The sequence below is a fragment of the Pseudomonas sp. S3E12 genome (assembly GCF_001702295.1).
In the GTDB taxonomy this organism is placed as follows: Bacteria; Pseudomonadota; Gammaproteobacteria; order Pseudomonadales; family Pseudomonadaceae; genus Aquipseudomonas; species Aquipseudomonas marginalis.
The window spans coordinates 198,573-222,277 of record NZ_MBDT01000004.1; the positions used below are offsets into that span (position 1 = coordinate 198,573).

At 61.7% G+C, this 23,705-nt stretch carries 23 protein-coding genes; 11 read left to right on the forward strand and 12 right to left on the reverse strand.

What is annotated here, in order from left to right:
* Positions 1 to 34: 34 nt before the first annotated feature.
* Positions 35 to 589: a tetratricopeptide repeat protein gene (locus BB029_RS04425; protein ID WP_065924979.1), complete on the forward strand. Its 555-nt coding sequence runs from the start codon at positions 35 to 37 to the stop codon at positions 587 to 589.
* Positions 590 to 597: 8 nt separating this feature from the next.
* Here the strand turns inward: BB029_RS04425 and BB029_RS04430 are convergent, their stop codons facing one another.
* Complete coding sequence (locus BB029_RS04430) at positions 598 to 924, reverse strand: DUF1820 family protein (protein ID WP_003215457.1); 327 nt, start codon at positions 922 to 924, stop codon at positions 598 to 600.
* Positions 925 to 1,055: 131 nt separating this feature from the next.
* Here BB029_RS04430 and miaB point away from each other — a divergent pair, with 131 nt between their 5' ends.
* The 5 genes from miaB (at position 1,056) to lnt (ending at position 6,468) form a co-directional block, all read left to right on the forward strand.
* Positions 1,056 to 2,384 carry a tRNA (N6-isopentenyl adenosine(37)-C2)-methylthiotransferase MiaB gene (gene miaB / locus BB029_RS04435; RefSeq protein ID WP_065938356.1) on the forward strand — a complete coding sequence of 443 codons (1,329 nt, stop codon included), beginning with the start codon at positions 1,056 to 1,058 and terminating at the stop codon, positions 2,382 to 2,384.
* A 214-nt stretch (positions 2,385 to 2,598) separates the two neighbouring features.
* A complete protein-coding gene (locus tag BB029_RS04440; protein ID WP_053138073.1) occupies positions 2,599 to 3,603 on the forward strand; it encodes a PhoH family protein in 1,005 nt (334 codons plus the stop codon).
* Positions 3,596 to 4,054 (forward strand): rRNA maturation RNase YbeY, encoded by a 459-nt coding sequence (gene ybeY, locus BB029_RS04445; RefSeq protein ID WP_065938357.1) that lies wholly within the window; start codon positions 3,596 to 3,598, stop codon positions 4,052 to 4,054. The genes BB029_RS04440 and ybeY overlap by 8 nt, the downstream gene beginning before the upstream one ends.
* Positions 4,055 to 4,096: 42 nt before the next feature.
* On the forward strand, positions 4,097 to 4,936 hold the full coding sequence (locus BB029_RS04450; protein ID WP_005791724.1) for an HlyC/CorC family transporter: 840 nt from the start codon (positions 4,097 to 4,099) through the stop codon (positions 4,934 to 4,936).
* 8 nt (positions 4,937 to 4,944) lie between these two features.
* A complete protein-coding gene (gene lnt / locus BB029_RS04455) occupies positions 4,945 to 6,468 on the forward strand; it encodes an apolipoprotein N-acyltransferase (RefSeq protein WP_065938358.1) in 1,524 nt (507 codons plus the stop codon).
* Between the two features lie 74 nt (positions 6,469 to 6,542).
* Here the strand turns inward: lnt and BB029_RS04460 are convergent, their stop codons facing one another.
* Both BB029_RS04460 and BB029_RS04465 read right to left on the reverse strand, forming a co-directional pair.
* Complete coding sequence (locus BB029_RS04460) at positions 6,543 to 7,304, reverse strand: YdcF family protein (protein ID WP_065938359.1); 762 nt, start codon at positions 7,302 to 7,304, stop codon at positions 6,543 to 6,545.
* Positions 7,305 to 7,401: 97 nt separating this feature from the next.
* Complete coding sequence (locus tag BB029_RS04465; RefSeq protein WP_065924874.1) at positions 7,402 to 7,719, reverse strand: hypothetical protein; 318 nt, start codon at positions 7,717 to 7,719, stop codon at positions 7,402 to 7,404.
* Between the two features lie 261 nt (positions 7,720 to 7,980).
* Here BB029_RS04465 and leuS point away from each other — a divergent pair, with 261 nt between their 5' ends.
* From leuS to BB029_RS04490, 5 genes are all read left to right on the forward strand, one after another.
* The gene (gene leuS, locus BB029_RS04470) at positions 7,981 to 10,587 is read left to right on the forward strand and encodes a leucine--tRNA ligase (protein ID WP_065938360.1); all 2,607 of its coding nucleotides are present in this window, start codon (positions 7,981 to 7,983) and stop codon (positions 10,585 to 10,587) included.
* 88 nt (positions 10,588 to 10,675) lie between these two features.
* Positions 10,676 to 11,281: an LPS assembly lipoprotein LptE gene (gene lptE, locus BB029_RS04475; protein WP_065938361.1), complete on the forward strand. Its 606-nt coding sequence runs from the start codon at positions 10,676 to 10,678 to the stop codon at positions 11,279 to 11,281.
* A gap of 39 nt (positions 11,282 to 11,320) precedes the next feature.
* Positions 11,321 to 12,358 (forward strand): DNA polymerase III subunit delta, encoded by a 1,038-nt coding sequence (holA, locus tag BB029_RS04480; RefSeq protein ID WP_065938362.1) that lies wholly within the window; start codon positions 11,321 to 11,323, stop codon positions 12,356 to 12,358.
* Positions 12,359 to 12,567: 209 nt separating this feature from the next.
* Complete coding sequence (gene arfA / locus BB029_RS04485; RefSeq protein WP_003176285.1) at positions 12,568 to 12,732, forward strand: alternative ribosome rescue factor ArfA; 165 nt, start codon at positions 12,568 to 12,570, stop codon at positions 12,730 to 12,732.
* 61 nt (positions 12,733 to 12,793) lie between these two features.
* Positions 12,794 to 14,119, forward strand: a complete 1,326-nt coding sequence (locus tag BB029_RS04490) for a lytic murein transglycosylase (RefSeq protein WP_065938363.1) — start codon at positions 12,794 to 12,796, stop codon at positions 14,117 to 14,119.
* A 66-nt stretch (positions 14,120 to 14,185) separates the two neighbouring features.
* On the opposite strand, the gene BB029_RS04495 is transcribed toward BB029_RS04490, so the two are convergent.
* The 9 genes from BB029_RS04495 to mrdA all read right to left on the reverse strand — a co-directional run bounded on the left by BB029_RS04495 (position 14,186) and on the right by mrdA (position 23,690).
* Positions 14,186 to 15,106 carry an LD-carboxypeptidase gene (locus tag BB029_RS04495; protein WP_065938364.1) on the reverse strand — a complete coding sequence of 307 codons (921 nt, stop codon included), beginning with the start codon at positions 15,104 to 15,106 and terminating at the stop codon, positions 14,186 to 14,188.
* 155 nt (positions 15,107 to 15,261) lie between these two features.
* The gene (lipA, locus tag BB029_RS04500) at positions 15,262 to 16,263 is read right to left on the reverse strand and encodes a lipoyl synthase (protein ID WP_057444888.1); all 1,002 of its coding nucleotides are present in this window, start codon (positions 16,261 to 16,263) and stop codon (positions 15,262 to 15,264) included.
* A gap of 26 nt (positions 16,264 to 16,289) precedes the next feature.
* A complete protein-coding gene (gene lipB / locus BB029_RS04505; RefSeq protein WP_027605241.1) occupies positions 16,290 to 16,937 on the reverse strand; it encodes a lipoyl(octanoyl) transferase LipB in 648 nt (215 codons plus the stop codon).
* Positions 16,937 to 17,212, reverse strand: coding sequence for a DUF493 domain-containing protein (locus tag BB029_RS04510; protein WP_027605240.1), 276 nt, complete (start codon positions 17,210 to 17,212; stop codon positions 16,937 to 16,939). Before BB029_RS04510 ends, lipB begins: the two co-directional genes overlap by 1 nt.
* 84 nt (positions 17,213 to 17,296) lie before the next feature.
* The gene (locus BB029_RS04515; RefSeq protein ID WP_027605239.1) at positions 17,297 to 18,454 is read right to left on the reverse strand and encodes a D-alanyl-D-alanine carboxypeptidase family protein; all 1,158 of its coding nucleotides are present in this window, start codon (positions 18,452 to 18,454) and stop codon (positions 17,297 to 17,299) included.
* A 176-nt stretch (positions 18,455 to 18,630) separates the two neighbouring features.
* Positions 18,631 to 19,629 (reverse strand): septal ring lytic transglycosylase RlpA family protein, encoded by a 999-nt coding sequence (locus BB029_RS04520; protein WP_027605238.1) that lies wholly within the window; start codon positions 19,627 to 19,629, stop codon positions 18,631 to 18,633.
* A complete protein-coding gene (mltB, locus tag BB029_RS04525) occupies positions 19,629 to 20,639 on the reverse strand; it encodes a lytic murein transglycosylase B (protein WP_065938365.1) in 1,011 nt (336 codons plus the stop codon). Before mltB ends, BB029_RS04520 begins: the two co-directional genes overlap by 1 nt.
* Positions 20,640 to 20,656: 17 nt before the next feature.
* Positions 20,657 to 21,760 carry a rod shape-determining protein RodA gene (rodA, locus tag BB029_RS04530; protein WP_065938394.1) on the reverse strand — a complete coding sequence of 368 codons (1,104 nt, stop codon included), beginning with the start codon at positions 21,758 to 21,760 and terminating at the stop codon, positions 20,657 to 20,659.
* Between the two features lie 31 nt (positions 21,761 to 21,791).
* A complete protein-coding gene (gene mrdA / locus BB029_RS04535) occupies positions 21,792 to 23,690 on the reverse strand; it encodes a penicillin-binding protein 2 (protein ID WP_065938366.1) in 1,899 nt (632 codons plus the stop codon).
* Positions 23,691 to 23,705 lie beyond the last annotated feature (15 nt).

The following is a 23,705-nucleotide window of genomic DNA, read 5'->3' on the forward strand; positions in this document are numbered from 1 at the left end:
ATCCGCGCGCCCCGTCAGAGGTAAGTCGATTCCCATGAAACGCACCGGCCGCACCCTGGTACTGGGCTGCCTGTTGCTCCTTCAGCCGCTGCTGGCACATGCCCAGGCAGGCGGCAACTCGTTGTTAATCCCAGCGATGGGTCGTTGCACCCTCAATACCCAGCCGGACAGCCAGGCCGAAGCCCTGAGCGCGTGTCAGAAACAGGCCGACGGCGGGGATGCGCAGGCGCAATACGAGTTGGGCGAGTACTACCACGACAGCAAGAACCCGGCCCGTGACCTCAACAAAGCCTTGAGCTACTTCGAGAAAGCCTCGTTGCAGGGCCACGCCCAGGCGCAATTCCAGTTGGGCACCATGTTCTTCAAAGGCGAAGGCGTGCCGGCCAATAACGTCCAGGCCTATATCGTGCTGAAAATGGCCGCGGTCAACGGCGCCGAAGACGCGCTGGACACTGCCGACGAAGTCGCCGAGCACATGCAACGCGATGAATTGGAAGTGGCCACCCAGGTCCTGGGGCAGATTTTCCGCAACTACCTGCTGGAGCTGCAGAGTGCCGATGGGCGCTCGCCCTTCTCACCCCTGCCCTGACACCCCGCCTACTTTTCAGGCATCGGCATCGGAAACGGCATGACATTGCTCATGCCCCGGGCTTCGCTGATTTTCGGCGTGCCCAGGCGCTCGACTTCGTCGATGCGCACGATCGAATGCATCGGCACAAAACTACGCACCACGCCTTCGAACTGGGCCTTGAGCTTTTCCTCGCCCGGGTCGACGACCAGCTGTGTGCGCTCGCCAAAGACGAACTCTTCCACTTCCAGGAAACCCCACAGATCACTTTGATAGATCTGCTTGGCGTACATTTCGAACACCTGGCCCTGGTTGAGGAAAATCACCTTATAGATTGGAGCTTCACGTTTGGTCATGGTGGGTGAGGAACACATGGGGGATATAAAAGAGGGCGCGAACTATAGCATGGCACCCGATGCACAGTGCTAGGAACCGATGGGCATGACCCCTATAATGCGCGGTTCTTTACCACCAGTTGACGATTCCCATGGCCAAGAAGCTTTATATCGAAACCCACGGTTGCCAGATGAACGAGTACGACAGCTCGCGCATGGTCGACCTGCTGGGTGAACACCAGGCCCTGGAAGTCACCGCCCGCGCCGAAGATGCCGACGTGATCCTGCTCAATACCTGCTCGATCCGTGAGCGGGCCCAGGACCGTGTGTACTCGCAGCTGGGCCGCTGGCGCGAATTGAAACTGGCCAACCCGGACATGGTGATCGCCGTCGGCGGTTGCGTGGCCAGCCAGGAAGGCGCCGCGATCCGCGACCGTGCGCCGTATGTCGACGTGGTCTTCGGCCCGCAGACCCTGCACCGCCTGCCGGAAATGATCGACGCCGCGCGCATCACCAAGCTGCCCCAGGTCGACGTCTCGTTCCCGGAAATCGAAAAATTCGACCACTTGCCCGAACCGCGCATCGATGGGCCGAGCGCCTACGTGTCGGTGATGGAAGGCTGCAGCAAGTACTGCACCTTCTGTGTGGTGCCCTACACCCGTGGCGAAGAAGTCAGCCGGCCGTTTGACGACGTGCTCGCAGAAATCATCCACCTGGCCGAAAACGGCGTGCGCGAGGTGACCCTGCTGGGCCAGAACGTCAACGGTTATCGCGGCCTGACCCACGATGGGCGCCTGGCTGACCTGGCGGAGTTGATCCGCGTGGTCGCTGCGGTGGATGGTATCGAACGCATTCGCTACACCACCTCGCACCCACTGGAGTTCTCCGACAGCCTGATCCAGGCCCATGCCGACGTGCCGGAACTGGTCAAGCACCTGCATTTGCCGGTGCAATCAGGCTCGGACCGCATCCTCTCGGCGATGAAACGCAACCACACCGCCCTGGAATACAAATCCAAACTGCGTAAATTGCGCGCCGCAGTGCCAGGCATCTGCATCAGTTCGGACTTTATCGTCGGCTTCCCCGGCGAAACCGAGAAAGACTTCCAGCAGACCATGAAGCTGATCGAAGACGTCGGTTTCGACTTTTCCTACTCGTTCGTCTACAGCCAGCGCCCCGGCACCCCGGCGGCGGACCTGCTGGACGAAACCCCGGAAGCACTGAAAAAAGAGCGCTTGAACGCGCTGCAACATCGCCTTAACCAGCAGGGTTTCGAGATCAGCCGACAAATGGTCGGTTCGATCCAGCGCATCCTGGTCACCGACTACTCGAAAAAAGACCCTGGCGAATTGCAGGGCCGTACCGAGAACAACCGGATCGTCAACTTCCGTTGCGATAATCCGACATTGATCGGTCAGTTTGCCGACGTGCATATCGATGCGGCGCAACCGCACTCGTTGCGCGGGTCTCTGATCCAATAAACCAAGTTCCTGTAGGAGCGAGCTTGCTCGCGAAAAACCTGAGGGCACCGCGTATATTCAGGCTGCACGCGTTATCGTTGACGTTTTTCGCGAGCAAGCTCGCTCCTACAGAATCGCCGTCAGCCAATATGCTCCGTTTAAGTGCTTTCGCACCCGGCGTGCTGGCGTTATCCTCTCTTTCACCTAAACAGCCAAAGGGCGGCTAAAAGCAACCTTGAACGCACCCATAGCAGAACCCCATCGTTTTCTCCTCGAGCCCTTTGAGGCTCGCCGTTTCGCCAACCTGTGCGGACAGTTCGACGAGCACCTGCGCCTGATCGAACAACGCCTGAGTATCGAGATCCGCAATCGCGGCAATCAGTTCGAGCTCATTGGTGAACCCCAACACACCACGTCTGCAGAAAACCTGCTGCGCCGCCTCTACCGTGAAACCAAGGGTAGCGAGCTGTCGCCGGAAACGGTGCACCTGTACCTGCAGGAATCCGCCGTGGAAGACCTGGCCAACAACCCGGTGGCCGAAGCCAGCGTGGCCCTGCGCACCAAAAAAGGCATGATTCGCCCGCGCGGCTTGAATCAGCAACGCTACGTCAAGGAAATCCTCGGCAACGACATCAACTTCGGCATCGGCCCCGCCGGTACCGGCAAGACCTACCTGGCCGTGGCCTGTGCGGTCGACGCCCTGGAGCGTGAGCAAGTACGCCGTATCCTGCTGGTGCGCCCAGCGGTCGAGGCCGGTGAAAAACTCGGCTTCCTGCCCGGCGACCTGGCCCAGAAGATCGACCCGTACCTGCGCCCGCTCTACGACGCGCTGTACGAGATGCTCGGCTTTGAATACGTGGCCAAGCTGATCGAGCGCCAGGTGATCGAGATCGCTCCGCTGGCCTACATGCGCGGCCGCACCTTGAACAACAGTTTCATCATCCTCGACGAAAGCCAGAACACCACCGTCGAGCAGATGAAGATGTTCCTCACTCGGATCGGTTTCGGCTCCACCGCCGTGATCACCGGTGACGTCACCCAGGTCGACCTGCCCAAGGGCACCAAGTCCGGCCTCGCCCAGGTGATCGAGGTGCTCAAGGACGTGCCGGGTATCAGCTTCACGCACTTCATGCCCAAGGACGTGGTCCGCCACCCGTTGGTGCAGCGCATTGTCGAAGCCTACGAGCGCTTCGACCACCGCGATGACGCACCGGCCAAGGACGTTCGCCGCGATGCTTGAGCTTGACCTGCAGCTGGCCACCGAAGCGCCCGCCCCCAGCGAAGCCCAATTCCGCGAGTGGTGCGCCCTGGCCCTGCGCCAGCGCAGCGCCGACTCGGAACTGACCATCCGCCTGGTGGACGAGCCCGAGGGCCGCGAGCTGAACCACACCTGGCGCCAGAAGGACTACGCGACCAACGTGCTGTCGTTTCCCGCCGACGTACCCGATGAGTTACTGGATATCCCCCTGCTGGGCGACCTGGTGATCTGCGTCGAGGTGGTCGAGCGTGAAGCGAAGGAACAAGGCAAGGAACTTGAGGCTCACTGGGCCCATCTAGTCATCCACGGCTGCTTGCATCTCTTGGGTTACGACCATATAGACGATGAAGAAGCCGAGGAAATGGAAGCACTGGAACGAACGTTGCTTGCAGAATTGGGTCACCCGGATCCATATGCAGACGACGAAAACTGATCAACACTCAACTGTCACATCAAAGGATTTAGAGTAATCGCTATGAGCGAAGACCGATCGAGCAACGGGCAAAAGTCATGGCTGGGTAAACTGACCCAGGCTTTTGCCCACGAGCCGAAAAACCGCCAGGAGCTGCTGGAGCTGCTGCGCGAGGCCCACCAGAACAAGTTGCTGGACAGCGAAGCGCTGGCCATCGTCGAGGGCGCCATCCAGGTGGCTGACCTGCAGGTTCGGGACATCATGGTCCCACGCTCGCAGATGATCAGCATCAAGGCGACCCAGACCCCGCGGGAATTCCTCCCGGCCGTGATCGACTCGGCGCACTCGCGCTACCCGGTGATCGGTGAAAGCCATGACGACGTCATGGGCGTCCTCCTGGCCAAGGACCTGCTGCCGCTGATCCTCAAGGAGAATGGTGACAGCTTCAACATCAAGGACCTGCTGCGCCCGGCTACCTTCGTGCCCGAATCCAAGCGCCTGAATGTGCTGCTGCGCGAGTTTCGCGCCAACCACAATCACATGGCCATTGTGATCGACGAATACGGCGGCGTGGCGGGCCTGGTGACCATCGAAGACGTGCTGGAACAGATCGTCGGCGACATCGAGGATGAGCACGACGTCGAAGAAGACAGCTACATCAAGCCGCTGCCCAGCGGTGACTTCCTGGTCAAGGCGCTGACGCCGATCGAGAACTTCAACGAGTTCTTCGACAGCGAATTCTCCGACGACGAGTTCGACACCGTCGGTGGCCTGGTGATGAGTGCGTTCGGGCACCTGCCAAAGCGTAACGAAACCACCGAGATCGGCGCCTATCGCTTCCGCATCCTGAATGCCGACAGCCGCCGCATCCACTTGATTCGCCTGACACCTATTGCCCGCTAAGGATTGATATGCGCCGTCTGACCCGCCCCGGCTGGCCCGGTAATCTGCTGGCCGTGGTGGCCGGCGCCATCACCACCCTGGCGCTGGCGCCGTTCGACCTGTGGCCGTTTGCATTGGTTGCGGTCGGATTGTTCTATGTCGGGCTGCGGGAGCTGACGCCGCGCCAGGCCCTGGGCCGTGGCTGGTGCTTCGGGTTCGGCCTGTTTGGCGCCGGCACCAGCTGGATCTACTACAGCATCCACCACTTCGGCGGCGCTTCGGTGCTGCTGGCGGGGTTCCTGATGCTGTTGTTCACCGCCGCCATTGCCTGGTTCTTCGCCCTGCCCGCGTGGCTGTGGGCGCGCTGGCTGCGTCGCAATGAAGCGCCGTTGGCGGATGCGCTCACGTTTGCCGCGTTGTGGGTCGGCCAGGAAGCCTTTCGCGGCTGGTTCCTCACCGGATTCCCGTGGTTGTATTCCGGTTACAGCCAGCTCGACGGCCCGCTAAACGGCCTGGCGCCAGTGGGCGGGATGTGGCTGATTTCCTTTGCCCTGGCGCTGACGGCGGCCCTGCTGTGCAACCTGCCACGCCTGCTGGCCGGCAAACGCAACGGGTTTATCGGCGCCGGCCTGGTGTTGCTGGTAGCGCCCTGGGCCATCGGCCTGGCGCTCAAGCATCATGCCTGGACCACACCCTCCGGCGCGCCGCTGAGCGTCGCCGCGATCCAGGGCAACGTCGAACAAAGCATGAAGTGGGACCCCGAGCAGCTGAATGCGCAGCTCGCGCTGTACCGCGACATGAGCTTCAGCTCCAAGCCGGTCGACCTGCTGGTGTGGCCGGAAACGGCCGTGCCGGTGCTCAAGGAGTCCGTCGAGGGCTACCTGGGGATGATGGGCAAGTTTGCGGCCGACCGGCACACCGCGTTGATCACTGGCGTGCCGATACGCCAGGAAGTGCATCACCAGAAGCGCTACTTCAACGGCATCACCGTGGTGGGTGAAGGTGACGGCACCTACCTCAAGCAGAAACTGGTGCCGTTTGGCGAGTACGTACCGCTGCAGGATATGCTTCGCGGCCTGATTGCCTTCTTCGACCTGCCCATGTCGGACTTCGCCCGCGGCCCTGCCGACCAGCCGATGCTGCAAGCCAAGGGCTATCAGATTGCGCCGTTCATTTGCTATGAAGTGGTGTACCCGGAATTCGCCGCCGGCCTGTCAGCCCAGAGCGACCTGCTGTTGACCATCAGCAATGACACCTGGTTCGGCCGCTCCATCGGCCCCTTGCAGCACCTGCAAATGGCGCAGATGCGTGCGCTGGAGGCTGGCCGCTGGATGATCCGCGCCACCAACAATGGCGTGACCGGGTTGATCAACCCGTTTGGGCAAATCACCGTGCAGATCCCGCAGTTCGAACGCGGCATCCTCTACGGCGAAGTGGTGCCGATGCACAACCTGACGCCGTACCTGCAATGGCGCTCGTGGCCGCTGATCATCGTGAGCCTGGCGCTGTTTGGCTGGGCACTGCTGGCAGGTCGGATGTCCAAAACCGTTTAACAGCCAACGCAAAACAAGATGTGGGAGAGGGCAAGCCCCCTCCCACACTTTGATCTGCATTTTAATCAACAGGGTTATCGATAGAACAACCGGTAGCCCAGTTGCCCCACCGCTTCATTGATCAACTGCCCGCTCTGCCACACCGACTTGAACTCCGGCATCCAGCCGCCCAGCGGCCGGGCGTTGTCCACACCCAGGAACCCCACCGGCGCCGGCACCACGGTGAAGCCTGCCTTTTCAAAACTCCACACCGACCGCGGCATGTGCCAGGCCTGGGTCACGACCACCACACGCTTGATGCCCTCAGGCAATAGAATCCCGGCACTCATCTGCGCGTTTTCCCAGGTGGTGCGGCTACGTTCTTCCTTCCAGCGCACAGCAACGCCGAAGTCATCCTGCATCGACACCGCCATCAACTGCGCCTCGCTGGGCGGCGTGCCGTAATGCAGGCCACCGGTGGTCAACACCGGCAGCCCGGAGACCTTGGCCAGCCGCGCGGCATACCGCTGGCGCTCCAGGCCGATACCGGTCGGCTGATCAGAACCCCATGCCGAGTCGCCGCGCTCGCGTCCCGAGCCCAGCACCACAATGGCATCGGCGCGCTGGGCCAGGGTCGACCAGTCTTCACGGGCCAACGGTGGTTCGGTCTCCAGGGCACGTGCGCCCCACTCCACCGCCACCGGCAGGCTGATCAACCACATGCCGCCAAACCCGAGGGCAAAGCAGCAGCCGGCCAAACGGGGGCGGCTGCGACGAAACCACCAGGCAAGGGCCAGCAGCAGCAAAAGAATGCCGGGTGGCAAGAGCAGTTGTTTGATGAAATAACGAATAGGCATCGGGCATCTCCATAGATGCCCGAAGCCTAAGGTGTAACGGGGTTTAGCGACAATCTTTACAGTGACATGGCACGATGATGTGTTCCTGGGGAGTGAACTACTTGAAGCGGGCGGACCGGAGCCTTTCCGGGCCACGACCGGCCGACAAGTCCTTGAGCCACACCACCTTGGCTGAGTGCGTAGGCTCTTTGGCTGGCGGGGTTGCCACCCAAGAAGGCGCACTGCGCTTATTACGTTCCAGGTAAGCTTTGATCAGTTCCAGCTCCGCACGGCTCAAGCCGCGCAGTTCCAACTCGACGGGCCGTTCATCACGCAATCGGCCCGCGGTCCTCGCTGCATCCAATGCACGACCCAATCGGTCGATCAGTCCTTCGTAGATTTCCGGTTTCGTTGCGATTCGCTGCGATTCAACCATCCCCTCACCTCATTGAAGAAAGACTTGCTCCCCAATAAACAGCGTAGTCCCCGTGGGTGCGCCTGCCCGGCGCCGCGACAGACGGCCCTTGCCGCGCAATCAGGGTTTCCCTCGATAGAGTGGGGTCATGTATGCTACGGCGCTTCCTGTAACTCCACTTCCCGCAGGGTTTGGGCACGGACGCGCCACTTTTTGGTGTCGAACAACCTGAACGTTGCACCGAAGAGGATTAGGCCACCCCTATTCAGTTCAAAAGTAGCCATGCACGAACAATATCAGCCCCGTGAAATAGAAAATGCCGCCCAAACCTTCTGGGACGAGCAAAAGTCCTTTGAAGTCAGTGAACAGCCAGGCAAGGAGACGTTCTATTGCCTGTCGATGTTCCCTTACCCCAGCGGCAAGCTACACATGGGGCATGTGCGTAACTACACCATCGGCGACGTCATCTCCCGCTACCAGCGCATGCAAGGCAAGAACGTCCTGCAACCCATGGGTTGGGACGCCTTCGGCATGCCGGCGGAAAACGCCGCGATGAAAAACAACGTGGCCCCTGCCAAGTGGACCTACGAAAACATCGCCTACATGAAGACCCAGCTGCGCAGCCTGGGCCTGGCGGTGGACTGGTCCCGCGAAGTCACCACCTGCAAGCCGGATTACTACCGTTGGGAACAATGGCTGTTCACCCGCCTGTTCGAAAAAGGGGTGATCTACAAAAAAAGCGGCACCGTGAACTGGGACCCTGTCGACCAGACCGTCCTCGCCAACGAACAGGTGATCGACGGTCGCGGCTGGCGCTCCGGCGCGCTGATCGAAAAGCGCGAAATCCCGATGTACTACTTCAAGATCACCGCCTACGCGGATGAACTGTTGTCGAGCCTCGACGATTTGCCGGGCTGGCCTGAACAGGTCAAGACCATGCAGCGCAACTGGATCGGCAAGTCAAAGGGCATGGAAGTGCAGTTCCCGTACAACGTCGACTCCATCGGCGAAGCGGGCGCACTCAAAGTCTTCACCACCCGTCCGGACACCCTGATGGGCGCGACCTACGTCGCCGTGGCTGCCGAGCACCCGTTGGCCACCCAGGCCGCACAGAACAATCCTGAGCTGCAGGCGTTCATCGCCGAATGCAAAGGTGGCAGCGTGGCCGAAGCCGATGTCGCCACCCAGGAGAAAAAAGGCCTGCCGACCGGCCTGTTCGTCGAGCACCCGCTCACCGGCGAGAAGTTGCCGGTATGGGTCGCCAACTACGTGCTGATGCACTACGGCGATGGCGCAGTAATGGCTGTGCCGGCCCACGACGAGCGCGATTTTGAATTTGCGGTCAAATACAACCTGCCGATCAAGTCCGTGGTCCGGACCAGTTCGGGCGACACCAACCCGGCCCCATGGCAGGACGCTTACAACGAGCACGGCACGCTGATCAACTCCGGTGAGTTCGACGGCCTGGACTTCGCCGGTGCCTTCGACGCCATCGAAGTCGCACTGATCAAGAAGAACCTCGGTGCCTCGCGCACCCAGTTCCGCCTGCGCGACTGGGGCATCAGCCGCCAGCGCTACTGGGGCTGCCCGATCCCGATCATCCACTGCCAGACCTGCGGTGACGTACCGGTGCCGGAAGACCAGTTGCCGGTCGTCCTGCCGGAAGACGTGGTGCCGGACGGCGCCGGTTCGCCATTGGCGCGCATGCCCGAGTTCTACGAATGCAGTTGCCCGAAATGCGGCCAGCCTGCCAAGCGTGAAACCGACACCATGGACACCTTCGTCGAGTCCTCGTGGTACTACGCCCGCTATGCCTCGCCCCACTACGAGGGCGGCCTGGTAGAGAAATCCGCAGCCGACCACTGGTTGCCGGTGGATCAGTACATCGGCGGTATCGAACACGCCATCCTTCACCTGCTGTATGCGCGCTTCTTCCACAAGCTGATGCGCGACGAAGGCCTGGTGAGTTCCAACGAACCGTTCAAGAACCTGCTGACCCAGGGCATGGTGATCGCCGAGACCTACTATCGTCGCGAAGCCAATGGCGCCTACACCTGGTTCAACCCGGCGGACGTCGAGCTTGAGCGCGACAGCAAAGCCAAGGTCATCAGCGCCAGACTGATCGCCGACGGCCTGCCGGTGGAAATCGGCGGCACCGAGAAGATGGCCAAGTCGAAGAACAACGGCGTCGACCCTCAGTCGATGATCGACCAGTTCGGCGCCGACACCTGCCGCCTGTTCATGATGTTCGCCTCGCCGCCTGACATGAGCGCCGAATGGTCCGATTCCGGCGTCGAAGGCTCGCACCGGTTCCTCAAGCGCGTCTGGCGCCTGGCGCACGCCCATGTCAGCCAGGGCCTGCCGGCCAAGCTGGACGTGGCGTCGTTGAGCGACGAGCAGAAACTCATTCGCCGCAGCACCCACCTGGCCATCAAGCAAGCCAGCCAGGACGTGGGCCAGAACCACAAGTTCAACACCGCCATCGCCCAGGTGATGACGCTGATGAACGTGCTGGAAAAAGCCCCGCAAGCCACCGCACAGGATCGCGCACTGCTACAGGAAGGCCTGGAGACGGTCACCCTGCTGCTGGCGCCGATCACGCCGCACATCAGCCACGAACTGTGGAGTCGTCTGGGCCACACAGATGCTGTGATTGATGCGCGCTGGCCAGTACAGGATGACAGCGCCCTGGTACAGGACACGCTGCAACTGGTGATTCAGGTCAACGGTAAACTGCGCGGCCAGATCGACATGCCGGCCAGTGCCAGCCGTGAAGAAGTCGAAGCGGCCGCACGGGTCAACGAGAACGTACTGCGCTTTACCGAAGGCCTGACGATCCGCAAGGTGATCGTGGTGCCTGGCAAACTGGTCAATATCGTCGCTAGCTAATCGGATCGGGCGTGGGGCTCAAGCCCTGCGCCGAACAAAGCCTTCAGGGCCTCGATAAGGCCCACATGGTTTCAAGGGGAGCAACAAAATGATCAAACGCAATCTGCTGGTTATGGGTCTCGCCGTACTGCTGAGCGCTTGCGGCTTCCAGCTGCGCGGCACCGGCACCAATAACCTGACGATCAAGGAACTGGACCTCAGCGCTCGCGACGCCTACAGCGAAACAGTGACCCAACTGCGGCAGGTCCTGGAAAACAGCGGCGTGCACGTCTATACCGGCGCGACCTACAAGCTGTTCCTGGCTAACGAGAAAGAAACCCAGCGCAGCCTGAGCTACGCCAGCGCCGGGCGTGCGTCCGATGTCGAACTGAGCACCGTGCTCAGTTTTGAAATCCAGGGCCGCGACCACCTGCCGTTGATGAATGACAACATCCAGGTGCAGAAGATCGTCAGCCACGACGGTAACAACCTGGTGGGTTCGGACTCCGAAATCATCCAGGTACGCCAGGAAATGCGTCGCGAACTGGTGCAACGCATGATGCTGCGCCTGTCGATGCTGACTCCGCAACAACTCGAAACCTTGCAGCAACGTGCTGACGACAAGGCCAAGGCCGATGCCGACGCGCTGAAAGCAGCGAAAGAGTACGAAGACAACACGCCGAAGCAATCGCCTGTTGAAGTCCCTGTCGAGTAAGCCAGACGGGGCGCCCCAGGCGCCCCGTTCACCCTGCCTATGAAACTCGCCCCCGCCCAGCTCGCCAAACACCTGCAAGGTGGCCTCGCGCCTGTCTACATCGTCAGCGGTGATGACCCGCTGCTGTGCCAGGAGGCCGCCGACGCCATCCGTACCGCCGCACGCCAGCAGGGCTTCGATGAACGCCAGGTATTCAGCGCCGACGCCAGTTTCGACTGGGGCACGCTGCTGCAAGCCGGTGCAAGCATGTCGCTGTTCGCCGAAAAACGCCTGCTGGAGCTGCGCCTGCCGTCGGGCAAGCCCGGTGATAAGGGCGCGGCTGCACTGATGGAATACTGCTCGCGGCCCGCCGAAGACACGGTGTTGCTGATCAGCCTGCCCAAGCTCGACGGCAGCGCGCAGAAGACCAAGTGGGGCAAGGCCCTGGTGGAAGGGGCGCAGACCCAGTTCATCCAGATCTGGCCAGTGGACAGCAATCAGCTGCCGCAATGGATTCGCCAACGCCTGTCACAGGCGGGACTGTCCGCAACACAGGATGCAGTGGAGCTGATCGCGGCGCGGGTCGAAGGCAACTTGCTTGCCGCCGCCCAGGAGATCGAAAAGCTCAAGCTGATGGCCGAAGACGGGCAGATTACCGTCGAGACCGTCCAGGGCGCCGTGGCAGACAGTGCACGTTTTGACGTGTTCGGGCTGGTGGATGCGATTCTCAATGGCGAGCCCGCCCATGCCCTGCGCATGCTCGAAGGCCTGCGTGGCGAAGGTGTGGAGCCACCGGTGATTCTCTGGGCCCTGGCCCGGGAACTACGGGTATTGGCCAATATTGCCCTGCAATACAGCCAGGGCACGCCGCTGGACAAGTGCTTCAGCCAGGCGCGACCACCGGTGTGGGACAAGCGCAAACCCCTGATGAGCAAAGCCCTGCAACGGCACTCGGCGCAACGCTGGGCGCAGCTGTTGCTGGAAGCGCAGCGCATTGATGCACAGATCAAGGGCCAGGCCGCGGGTTCACCGTGGATGAGCTTGAGCCGTTTATCGCTGTTGATGGCCGGACAACGCCTGGCACTTCCTGCCGAATAACCCCTCTCTTAAAAACACTGCAAAACCAATGTGGGAGGGGGCTTGCCCCCGATAGCGGCGTGTCAGCCACTGCATTGTTGACTGAGCCACAGCTATCGGGAGCAAGCCCCCTCCCACATTTTGACTGGGTTTACAATTCATGGGCTTTACAGCGACCTGACTTCGGCAGATTATTTGCGCCGCACCTCCCCCTATCAAGAGCATCGACCATGAGCAAAAAGCCATCCAAGCATGGCCCCAACAAGGCCAAATCCATCATCGCCCAGCCACTGTTCCGCAGCCGTCAGGAACGCGCCGGCAAGGGCAAAGGCAGCTACCGCCGCGAAGCCTTCCAGTCTAATAGCTGGGAGGCTTCTTACTTTCTGGCTGCCTGAAGGCAAGCGCCCCTCTGGCATGATAAGGTCTGTGCCTGATTTGTAATTCCTGGACCTGTGCATGCCCTCTTGTCTTTCCCGTCGTTGGCACCTTCGCCAATTGATCGCTGCCTCCAGCCTCATTCTGCTTGTCGCCTGCGCGGAAAAACCCACCGCCGCCGATGCCCAACCCTTGCCGAAGCTCCAGACCGCCCCCGTGGCAGCCCCTGCCGTGGTGGCCCCACTGGCCGTGGACAATCTCGACATCCAACCGACCCAGACCTTTGCTGAATGGCAGGCCGGTTTTCGCGCGCAAGCCCTGCAAGCCGGCATCACGGCCGACGTATTCGACACCGCCTTCGCCAATGTCACCCCCGATATGGCGGTGATCCGCGCCGACCGCAGCCAGCCGGAGTTTTCCCGCCCTGTGTGGGAATACCTCGACGGTGCCCTGTCGCCCGTGCGCGTACGCAATGGCCAGGCACTGCTGGTCAAGTACGCTGACATCCTGCAAAGCATCGAGCAGCGTTATGGCGTCGACCGCCAGGCGCTGGTCTCGGTATGGGGCATGGAAAGTAACTTCGGCCAGTTCCAGGGCAATAATTCGGTGATCCGCTCCCTGGCGACCCTGGCCTATGAAGGCCGTCGCCCGGCCTTTGCCCAGGCGCAATTGCTGGCGGCGTTGCAGATCATCCAGCACGGCGACATCGCCGCTGACCAGATGAAAGGCTCCTGGGCCGGGGCCATGGGCCAGACCCAGTTCATTCCGACCACTTACAACACCCACGCGGTAGACTTCGATGGCGACGGTCGTCGCGACATCTGGAACAGCCCGGCCGACGCCCTCGCATCGACCGCGCACTACCTGCAAAGCTCCGGCTGGCAGAAAGGCCAGCCGTGGGGCTTTGAAGTCAAGCAATTGCCGGCGAACTTCGACTACGCCCTGGCTGACGGCGGCGTGCGCAAGAGCATTGCCGATTGGATGAAACTGGGCATTCAGCTGCCACCGGGCGCGAGCATGCCGCCGAACGTCGACCAACTGTCCGCTGCCCTGCTGCTGCCGGCAGGCTACCGTGGCCCGGCGTTCCTAGTGCTGGATAACTTCCGTGCGATCCTCAAGTACAACAACTCGTCGTCCTACGCACTGGCGGTGGGCCTGTTGTCGGAGCGCTTTGGCGGCGGCGGTGTGATCCGTGGTGACTGGCCCAAGGATGAGCTGCCGCTGAGTCGCTCCCAGCGCATTGATCTGCAGACGGCGTTGAGTGCCAACGGTTATGACGCAGGCAACCCGGATGGGATTATCGGCGCCAACACCCGCAAGGCGATTCGGGCGGCGCAGCAGGCGTTGGGCTGGCCGGCGGACGGGTATCCGACGGTGAAGTTGCTGGAGTCGCTGCAAAACCGATAGATCCGCGTATGGCGACTGCCGCAATCGGGGCAAGCCCCGATTGCGGTTTAGCAAACGCCAGCAGATTCAGGACCTGAAGACCACATCCTGCTCCAACACCACCTGCTGCTCCCCCGCATCCAGCCGTACCAACGCACCCATCGGCAGCGTCAGGTTCGGATCGCAATGCCCGCTGCGCCAGCCGGCCAGCACCGGTATGCGCAACGGCTCGAACGTCTGCTTCAGCAAGCGCTCCAGCGCAACGTTATCCACACCCGCCACATCCCCGACCAGTACCCCGGCGACCTGGGCCAACTTGCCCGCCAGGCGCAGGTGGGTCAGCAGACGGTCGATGCGGTAGATCGGCTCGTTGACGTCTTCGATAAACAGGATGATGCCTTCTGCGTCGATTTCGTATGGTGTGCCCATGACCGCCGCAATCATCGACAGATTCCCCCCCAGCAAGCGCCCACAGGCAATGCCAGGCTCGATCGTGGTCAGCGGGTAGGCCACCGGGTGCGCCAGCACGCTGCCGGCGCCCAACTGGCCGCGCAGAAGGCTGAACAATGACGACTCGGTAGGGGGTTGCTTGCCGCCGAGCAGGTCGGCGTTGAGCATCGGGCCGTGGAAGGTCACAAAACCGGCGTAACGGTTGATTGCCAGGTGCAGGGCGGTGATGTCGCTATAGCCGACGAACGGCTTGGGATTGGCACGCAGCAGGTCGAAATCCAGCGCGTCAAGCAGCCGTGGCGTGCCGTAACCACCGCGCAGACACAAGATAGCGTCGATATGCGGATCGGCAAAAGCCGCGTGCAGGTCACGCAGGCGCACGGCATCGCTGCCGGCGAGGTAGCCGTCGCGCTCATAGACACCGGGAAAAATTCGCAGATCGTAGCCGCGCGTGCGCATCCATTGGCCGGCCTTTTCAACGTCCAGCACGGCGGGGCCGGCGGGGGCGATCAGGGCGATGGTGCCTTCTGAACGAAGGGCTGGAACGGCGGCGGTCATACACAACTCTCCCTAACTAACGCGGAGCGAAATGTGGGAGGGGGCTTGCCCCCGATAGCGGTGGATCAGCCAGCACATGTAGCGACTGACATACCGCAATCGGGGGCAAGCCCCCTCCCACATAAGCCCCCTCCCACACTGGGTCTGAACCCCGATCAGGAAACCAGGCTAGCCTTGACCAGCTTGGCCTGCTCATCGGCGTGGTACGAAGAACGTACCAGCGGGCCCGAGGCGACGTTCTTGAAGCCCATCTTGTAGCCTTCCTCGGCGAACCAGGCGAAGGTGTCCGGGTGCACGAAACGCTGCACCGGCAAGTGGCTGCGCGACGGTTGCAGGTATTGGCCCAGGGTCAGCATGTCGATGTCGTGTTCGCGCATGCGCTTCATGACTTCGATCACTTCTTCGTCGGTCTCGCCCAGGCCGAGCATCAAGCCGGACTTGGTCGGGATGTGCGGCATCATCTGCTTGAATTTCTGCAGCAGGGTCAGCGACCACTGGTAGTCCGAACCTGGACGCGCAGCCTTGTACAGGCGAGGCACGGTTTCCAGGTTGTGGTTGAACACATCCGGCGGCTCGGCAGCGGTGATTTCCAGCGCAACGTCCATGCGGCCACGGTAGTCAGGCACCAGGGTCTCGAGCATCACGTTCGGCGACAGTTTGCGGATTTCGCGGATGCAGTCGGCAAAGTGCTGGGCACCGCCGTCGCGCAGGTCATCACGGTCAACCGAGGTGATCACAACGTATTTGAGTTTCAGGTCGGCAATGGCGATGGCCAGGCTTTCCGGTTCGTTGACGTCCAGTGGCTTCGGCCGGCCATGGCCGACGTCGCAGAACGGGCAACGACGGGTACAGATGTCACCCATGATCATGAAGGTGGCGGTGCCGCCGGAGAAGCATTCACCCAGGTTCGGGCAGGAGGCTTCTTCGCACACGCTATGCAGCTTGTGTTTGCGCAGCAAGGCCTTGATACGGTCGACTTCCGGCGAAACCGGGATGCGCACGCGGATCCAGTCGGGCTTCTTCGGCAACTCGGTGGTCGGGATGATCTTGACCGGGATGCGTGCAACCTTCTCGGCGCCGCGCAGCTTGACGCCGGCTTCCACCTTGGCACGCGGGGCCGGGGCCGGACGCTCGGTGATGTCCAGCGTCGGGATCATGGTTTGCACTGCATCAGTAGTCATAATCAGTCGATTCCGCCCGTGAGGGTCGTCTGCTCAGCATAGTCGAGGTGTTTGACGAGCTGCGCACGCAGCCGGGCACTTACCTCGGCAAATTTAATCGGTGTGGCGTGGTCGCTCAGTTGGGTCATTGCCAGCCCGGCATAACCGCAAGGGTTGATGCGCCGGAACGGTGCCAGGTCCATGTCCACGTTCAGGGCCAGGCCATGAAAGGAACAACCGTGGCGAATGCGCAAACCGAGGGAGGCGATTTTCGCGCCGTCCACATACACACCGGGTGCATCGGGCTTGGCCGCGGCGCTCACGCCGTAACTGGCCAACAGCTCGATCAGGCAAGCCTCCATGCGGCTCACCAGGTCGCGCACGCCAAAACCCAGCTTGCGCACGTCCAGTAGCAGGTACGCCACCAGTTGACCGGGCCCATGGTAAGTCACTTGGCCACCTCGGTCGACCTGCACCACCGGAATATCCCCCGGCAGCAGCAGATGTTCGGCCTTGCCGGCCTGGCCCTGGGTGAACACCGGTGGATGTTCCACCAACCAGATTTCGTCGGGCGCCGAAGTACCGCGTTCGTTCGTGAACCGCTGCATGGCGTGCCAGACGGGCTCGTAGTCCATCCGGCCGAGCTCGCGAAAGCCCAGGACCTGTGACATCACAGCACCATGTGCACGAAGCCGGTGGCCCGCAGTTCGCTATTGATGTCGTAGAGCTGGTCTTGACCGGTCGCAACGATGTGCAACTGGATCGTGGTGTACTTACCGTTGGTGCTCGAACGCTCGTCCACCCGGTTGTCATTGATCGTCGCGTGTTTACGCACGATATCCAGGATTCTGTCTTTGTTGCCTACACCGGTATCGCTGATCACCTTGACGGGATAATCCGTCACCGGGAATTCGATCTTTGGCGCCTTTACTTCTTTATCGGTCATGGCAGAACGGCCTCGTAAGCGGTAAGCCGTGGCGACGGCAAAGCCCCGCGTCGGATCAACGCGGGGCTTTGCAGGTGCACACAATCAGTTGAACAAGCCGTAGAAGAATAGACGGATGCTATCCCACACGCGGCGGAAGATACCACCTTCGTCGACGGCGTCCAGCGCGATCAGGTCGGCGCTGTGCACCACCTTGTCGTCCAGCTTGACTTCGACTTTACCGATCACGTCGCCCTTGGCGATTGGCGCAACCAATTGCGGGTTCATGGTCATGCTGGCGGCGAGCTTTTTCAGCTGGCCTTTAGGCATGGTCAGGGTCAGGTCTTCAGCCAGGCCGGCCTTGACTTGAGAGGTCGCGCCTTTCCACACCGGCGCGGTCGCCAATTCAGCACCCTTCTGGTAGAAGGTCTGGGTTTCGAAGAAGCGGAAACCGTAGGTCAGCAGTTTTTGCGTCTCGGCCGCACGGGCCTGCTCGCTGTTGGTACCGAAGACCACGGCGATCAGGCGCTGGCCATCACGTACCGCGGACGACACCATGCAGTAGCCGGCTTCGTCGGTGTGGCCGGTTTTCAGGCCATCGACGGTCTTGTCGCGCCACAGCAACAGGTTGCGGTTAGGCTGCTTGATGTTGTTCCAGAAGAATTCCTTCTGGGAGTAGATCGCGTAGTGCACCGGGTCGACACGAATGATCGCGCGCGCCAGGATCGCCATGTCGTGAGCCGACGAGTAGTGCTCAGGGTTTGGCAGGCCGGTCGGGTTCATGAAGTGGCTGTTGGTCATGCCCAGGTCGGCCACGGTTTTGTTCATCATGTCGGCGAACGCGTCTTCGCTGCCGGCGATGTGCTCGGCCAGGGCGACGCTGGCGTCGTTACCGGACTGGATGATGATGCCGTGCAGCAGGTCGCTCACAGTGACTTGCGAGCCGACCTTGATGAACATCCGCGAACCGCCGGTACGCCAGGCGTTTTCACTGACGGTCACCGGGTCGTTTTCGCCGATCTGGCCGCGACGGATTTCCAGGGTCGCGATGTAGGCGGTCATCAGCTTGGTCAGGCTGGCCGGTGGCAGGCGCTGGTCACCGTTGCTCTCGACCAGCACGTTGCCACTGGCGGCATCCATGAGGACCCAGGACTTGGCGGCCAGTTGCGGTGAAGCCGGTACCATTTCAACCGCCCAGGCGGCCGGGGTGATGATCAGCGAAAGAAGCAGGCACGTGCGTTTGGCTAAGGTGGTGATGTTCATCCGTCTCTCGAAATTGCTTATGGAAACTTGCCCTCGCGGGCAAAACTTATTCAGACAGCCCGCTACCAGACTGTCGCGTGTTCGGTTGCCCGCTCACCCCTTGCCCCTGGGTTTTATTGTTCAACGAGCCAACAACCAGGGTCCAGGCCCGCATGCGAGCCTCAACCATCAATTTATTATTCGGCAGTGACCACGCTGGGTTGCCCCAGGTTGGCCAGGCGCACGCTGTTCTGCACTTGCGCTACCTCGCTCGGCGAACCGATCGGGCCCATGCGCACACGGTGCAGGGTTTGCTGGTTACGCACGATGGAGCTGATGAATACCGGCGCGCTGACCATGCTGCTGAGCTTGGACCTTAACAGTTCTGCCGCATCCGGGTTGGCGAAAGCACCCACTTGCAGGTATTGCCCGCCCGCGACCGCGGCGCCCGGTGCTGCATGGGGCACGACCACCGTATCCGGTGCGTGCTGCTGCGGTGGCGGTGTCCATTGTTCGATCTTGCCGGTGGATGCCGTCACTTGCGGCTGCGCACTCTGCGGCTCGTTGAGCATCAACGGCGCGGGCTTGCCACGCTGGGCCCAGTACTGCGCCGGATCGATGCCTTCGACCTTGACCCGCGCGGTACCGGTTTCGGCATAGCCGAGTTTTTTCGCGGCGGCGTAGGACAAGTCGATAATGCGATCCGAATAGAACGGCCCACGGTCGTTGACCCGCAGGATCACCGTGCGATTGTTGTCCAGGTTGGTCACACGAACATAGCTGGGCAGCGGCAGGGTCTTGTGGGCCGCGCTCATGCCGTACAGGTCATAGACTTCGCCGTTGGCGGTGTTCTGGCCGTGGAACTTGGTGCCATACCAGGACGCCGTACCCGATTGCACGTAGGTCTTGGAGTCCTGCAACGGGAAGTAGGACTTGCCCAGCACCGTATAGGGGTTGGCTTTGTATGGGCCGGTGTGAAGGGTCGGCGTGGCATCCGGGATCTTCGACACGTCGACATCCCACCACGGCGCGCCGTCTTTGTGCGCGCGGTTGATGTCCAGTCCTGGCTGGGAACGCACCGCAGTGCCGCCGGACTTCGGTACCGGGCCACGGCTGGTGGAACAACTGACGACGAGCAGGGACAACGCGGCGAACGCCACCAGCTTGAGCGGTTGATTGAACGGCGATGCCCGCATTACTTGTTGCCCCGTGCTTGGACCAGCATGTCTGACAGCTGATGCACGGCCATGGCGTACATCACACTGCGGTTATAACGCGTGATTGCGTAGAAATTTTTCAGGCCCATCCAGTATTCAGGGCCGTTTTCACCTTCGAGGCGGAATGCCGTCACCGGCATATCGTCGCGTGGCGCATTCTGACTCGACCAGCCCAGCGCCCGCAACTCCCCGACGGTCTTGGCCGGCTCGATACCCTGGGTCAGGCCTTCATCGGCACGCTCCCCGGTGACGTCGGCGCGGATCACCACCGGCTCGCCACCGACCCAGCCATGGCGCTTGAAGTAGCTGGCCACACTGCCGATGGCATCGTCCGGGTTGCTCCAGATATTGATGTGCCCGTCGCCGTCGAAATCCACCGCGTAGGCGCGAAAACTGCTCGGCATGAACTGCGGCAAGCCCATCGCACCGGCGTAAGAACCCTTGAGGGTCAGCGGGTCGACCTGCTCTTCACGGGCCAACAGCAGGAACTCACGCAGTTCCTTGCGGAAGAAGTCGGCGCGCGGCGGGTAATCGAAGCCCAGCGTCGACAGGGCGTCGATCACCCGGTAACTGCCGGTATTGCGCCCGTAGAAGGTTTCAATGCCAATGATCGCAACGATGACCTGGGCCGGCACGCCGTATTCCTGCTCGGCCCGGGCCAACACGGCCTCGTGCTGGCGCCAGAAGTCCACCCCCCGGGCCACCCGGGCGTCGGTGAGGAACATCGGACGGTATTCCTTCCACTGCTTCACGCGCTCGGCGGGGCGTGAGATAGCGTCAAGGATCGCCTGCTTGCGCTGGGCTTCGCGGAACACGCCCATCAGCTGTTCACCGGCGAAGCCGTAGTCGCGGGTCATTTCACCGACGAATTCGGCGACCTGGGGTGAGCCATCGTAGTCACCGGCCTGCGCCTCGTGCGTTGCCCCCAGCAGCCCGATCAGGCCCATCCAGGACGCATGCCGAGTCGCCCAGCCGCGCATTACTTGCATTGACATCTTCACCTTATTCAAACCTGTGCGATCCACTTGCGATGCGTATGAATCGACATCAAAACCCCAAACGCTGACAGCAATGTCACCAGCGAAGTTCCGCCGTAGCTAATGAACGGCAACGGCACCCCAACCACCGGCAGCAGGCCACTGACCATACCGATGTTGACGAAAACGTAAACAAAAAAAGTCATGGTCAGGCTGCCGGCGAGCAATTTGCCGAACAGCGTCTGCGCTTGTGCGGTAATCACCAGGCCACGACCAATCAATAGCAAATAGATCAGCAACAGCGCGCAAATGCCCACCAGGCCGAACTCTTCGCCCATCACCGCAATGATGAAGTCGGTGTGGCTCTCGGGCAGAAAGTCCAAATGCGACTGGGTGCCGAGCAGCCAGCCCTTGCCAAATACACCGCCGGAACCGATGGCCGCCTTCGACTGGATAATGTTCCAGCCGGTGCCGAGCGGGTCGCTCTCGGGATCGAGGAACGTCAGGATCCGCTGCTTCTGGTAGTCGTGCATAAAGAAGAACCACATGGCCACGGCCACCGGCACTGCCGCCGCCAGCACGCTGAGGATCCAGCGCCAGCGCAACCCGCCCATGAACAGCACGAACGCACCGCCGGCCAGGATCAGCAGCGAGGTGCCGAGGTCCGGCTGGCGCACGATCAGCACAAAGGGGATGCCGATCAGGATCAGGCTGTTCCCCACATGCTTGAGCTGCGGCGGCAAGGTGCGCTTGGACAGGTACCAGGCGATCGTCGCCGGCATCAGGATCTTCATGAATTCCGACGGCTGGAAGCGAATCACCCCCGGAATGTTGATCCAGCGGGTCGCGCCCATGGCGTTGTGGCCCATGACGTCCACCACCACCAGCAGCAACACCCCGGCCACATACCCGAGCGGCACCCAGCGCGCCATGAAACGCGGTTCCAGCTGGGCAATCACCACCATGGACAGCAGGCCCAGGCCAAACGACGAAGCCTGCTTGATCAGCAAGTCCCAGTTCTTGCCGCTGGCCGAATACAGCACGAACAGGCTGCCAGCCGCCAGGGTCAGCAGCAGGATCAGCAACGGGCCATCAATGTGCATGCGCTGCAACAAAGTCGCGCGGCGACGCATCACATCCTCGCTGGAGAGGATGCGGTCAAAATTACTCTTCACTGGCCGTAACCTCTGGGGTTGAAGGGGGGCCGCCATATTCGGGCTTGAGCCTGCCGTCGTCGGCCAGCAACCAGGCGTCCATCACCTGGCGCACCACAGGCGCCGCCACACCGGAGCCGGACTCGCCGTTCTCGACCATCACCGCCACCACGATTTTCGGGTCGTCGGCCGGGGCAAAGCCCACAAACAAGGCGTGGTCGCGGTGGCGTTCCTGGACCTTGGAACGGTCGTATTTCTCGCCCTGCTTGATCGCCACCACCTGGGCGGTACCACTCTTGCCGGCGATACGGTATTGCGCACCGATCGCCGCCTTGCGCGCGGTCCCGCGTGCACCGTGCATCACCTGTTGCATGCCGTGGTTGACCTTGGTCCAGTCGGACGGGTCGCGCAGTACGATGTCGGGGATCGGGTTTTCATCCACAGGCTTTTCGCCTTCGATGGTCCGGGCCAGGTGCGGACGGTTCCAGATGCCTTTGTTGGCCACCAGCGCCGTGGCCTGGGCCAGTTGCAAAGGCGTGGCCTGCATATAGCCTTGGCCGATGCCGAGGATCAGGGTTTCGCCCGGGAACCATGCCTGGCGGCGGGTCGCACGCTTCCACTCCCGCGATGGCATCAGGCCAGGGGATTCTTCGAACATATCCAGGGAGACTTTCTGACCGAGGCCGAACTTGCCCATGTAGGCGGACAAGCGGTCGATCCCCAGCTTGTGGGCCAGGTCGTAAAAATAGGTGTCGTTGGAACGCATGATCGCGGTATCCAGGTCGACATAGCCGTCACCGGTACGGTTCCAGTTGCGGTATTTGTGATCGTAGTTGGGCAGCATGTAGTAGCCCGGGTCGAATACCCGGCTGGAAGCCGTGACCACGCCCGCGTCCAAACCGGCAATCGCCACCGCCGGCTTGATCGTCGAACCGGGCGGGTACAGGCCGCGCAGCACGCGGTTGAACAGCGGCCGATCGATGGAGTCACGCAGCTCGGCGTAGGCCTTGAAGCTGATCCCGGTCACAAACAGGTTGGGGTCGAAACTCGGCTGGCTGACCATGGCCAAGACTTCGCCGGTCTTCGGGTCCAGCGCCACCACTGCGCCACGCCGGCCACCCAGGGCCATCTCGGCCGCTTCCTGCAGCTTGATGTCCAGGCTCAGCACAATGTCCTTGCCCGGCACCGGGTCGGTCCGCTTGAGCACCCGCAGCACACGGCCGCGAGCGTTGGTCTCGACTTCTTCGTAACCCACCTGGCCGTGCAGCTCGGGCTCGTAGAAACGCTCGATGCCGGTCTTGCCGATATGGTGGGTGCCGCTGTAATTGACGGGATCGAGGCTTTTCAGCTCTTTCTCGTTGATCCGCCCCATATAGCCGACGGAGTGAGCAAAGTGCGGCCCTTGGGGATAGTGGCGCACCAGCTGCGCCACCACTTCCACACCCGGCAGGCGGAACTGGTTCACCGCGATCCGCGCAATCTGCTCTTCGGTCAGCTCGAACAGGATCGGCACCGGCTCGAATGGCCGGCGCCCCTGCTTCATGCGTTTTTCGAAGATCGCCCGATCTTCCGGGGTCAACTGCAGCACCTCGACGATGACATCGAGGACCTGCTGCCAGTCGCCGGAACGCTCGCGAGTCATGCTCAGGCTGAAGCTGGGCCGGTTATCCGCCACCACCACGCCATTGCGGTCGAAGATCAGCCCACGGGTCGGCGGAATCGGCTGCACATGCACGCGGTTGTTTTCCGACAACGTGGAGTGGTAGTCGTACTGGATCACCTGCAGGAAATACAGGCGCGCAATCAACACCCCGATCAGCGCCACCACCATGATCGCGCCAAACACCACCCGCGCGCGTACCAGACGTGCGTCTTTCTCGTGGTCCTTGATGCGGATCGGCTGGGTCATCGGGAGGGGCGCAGA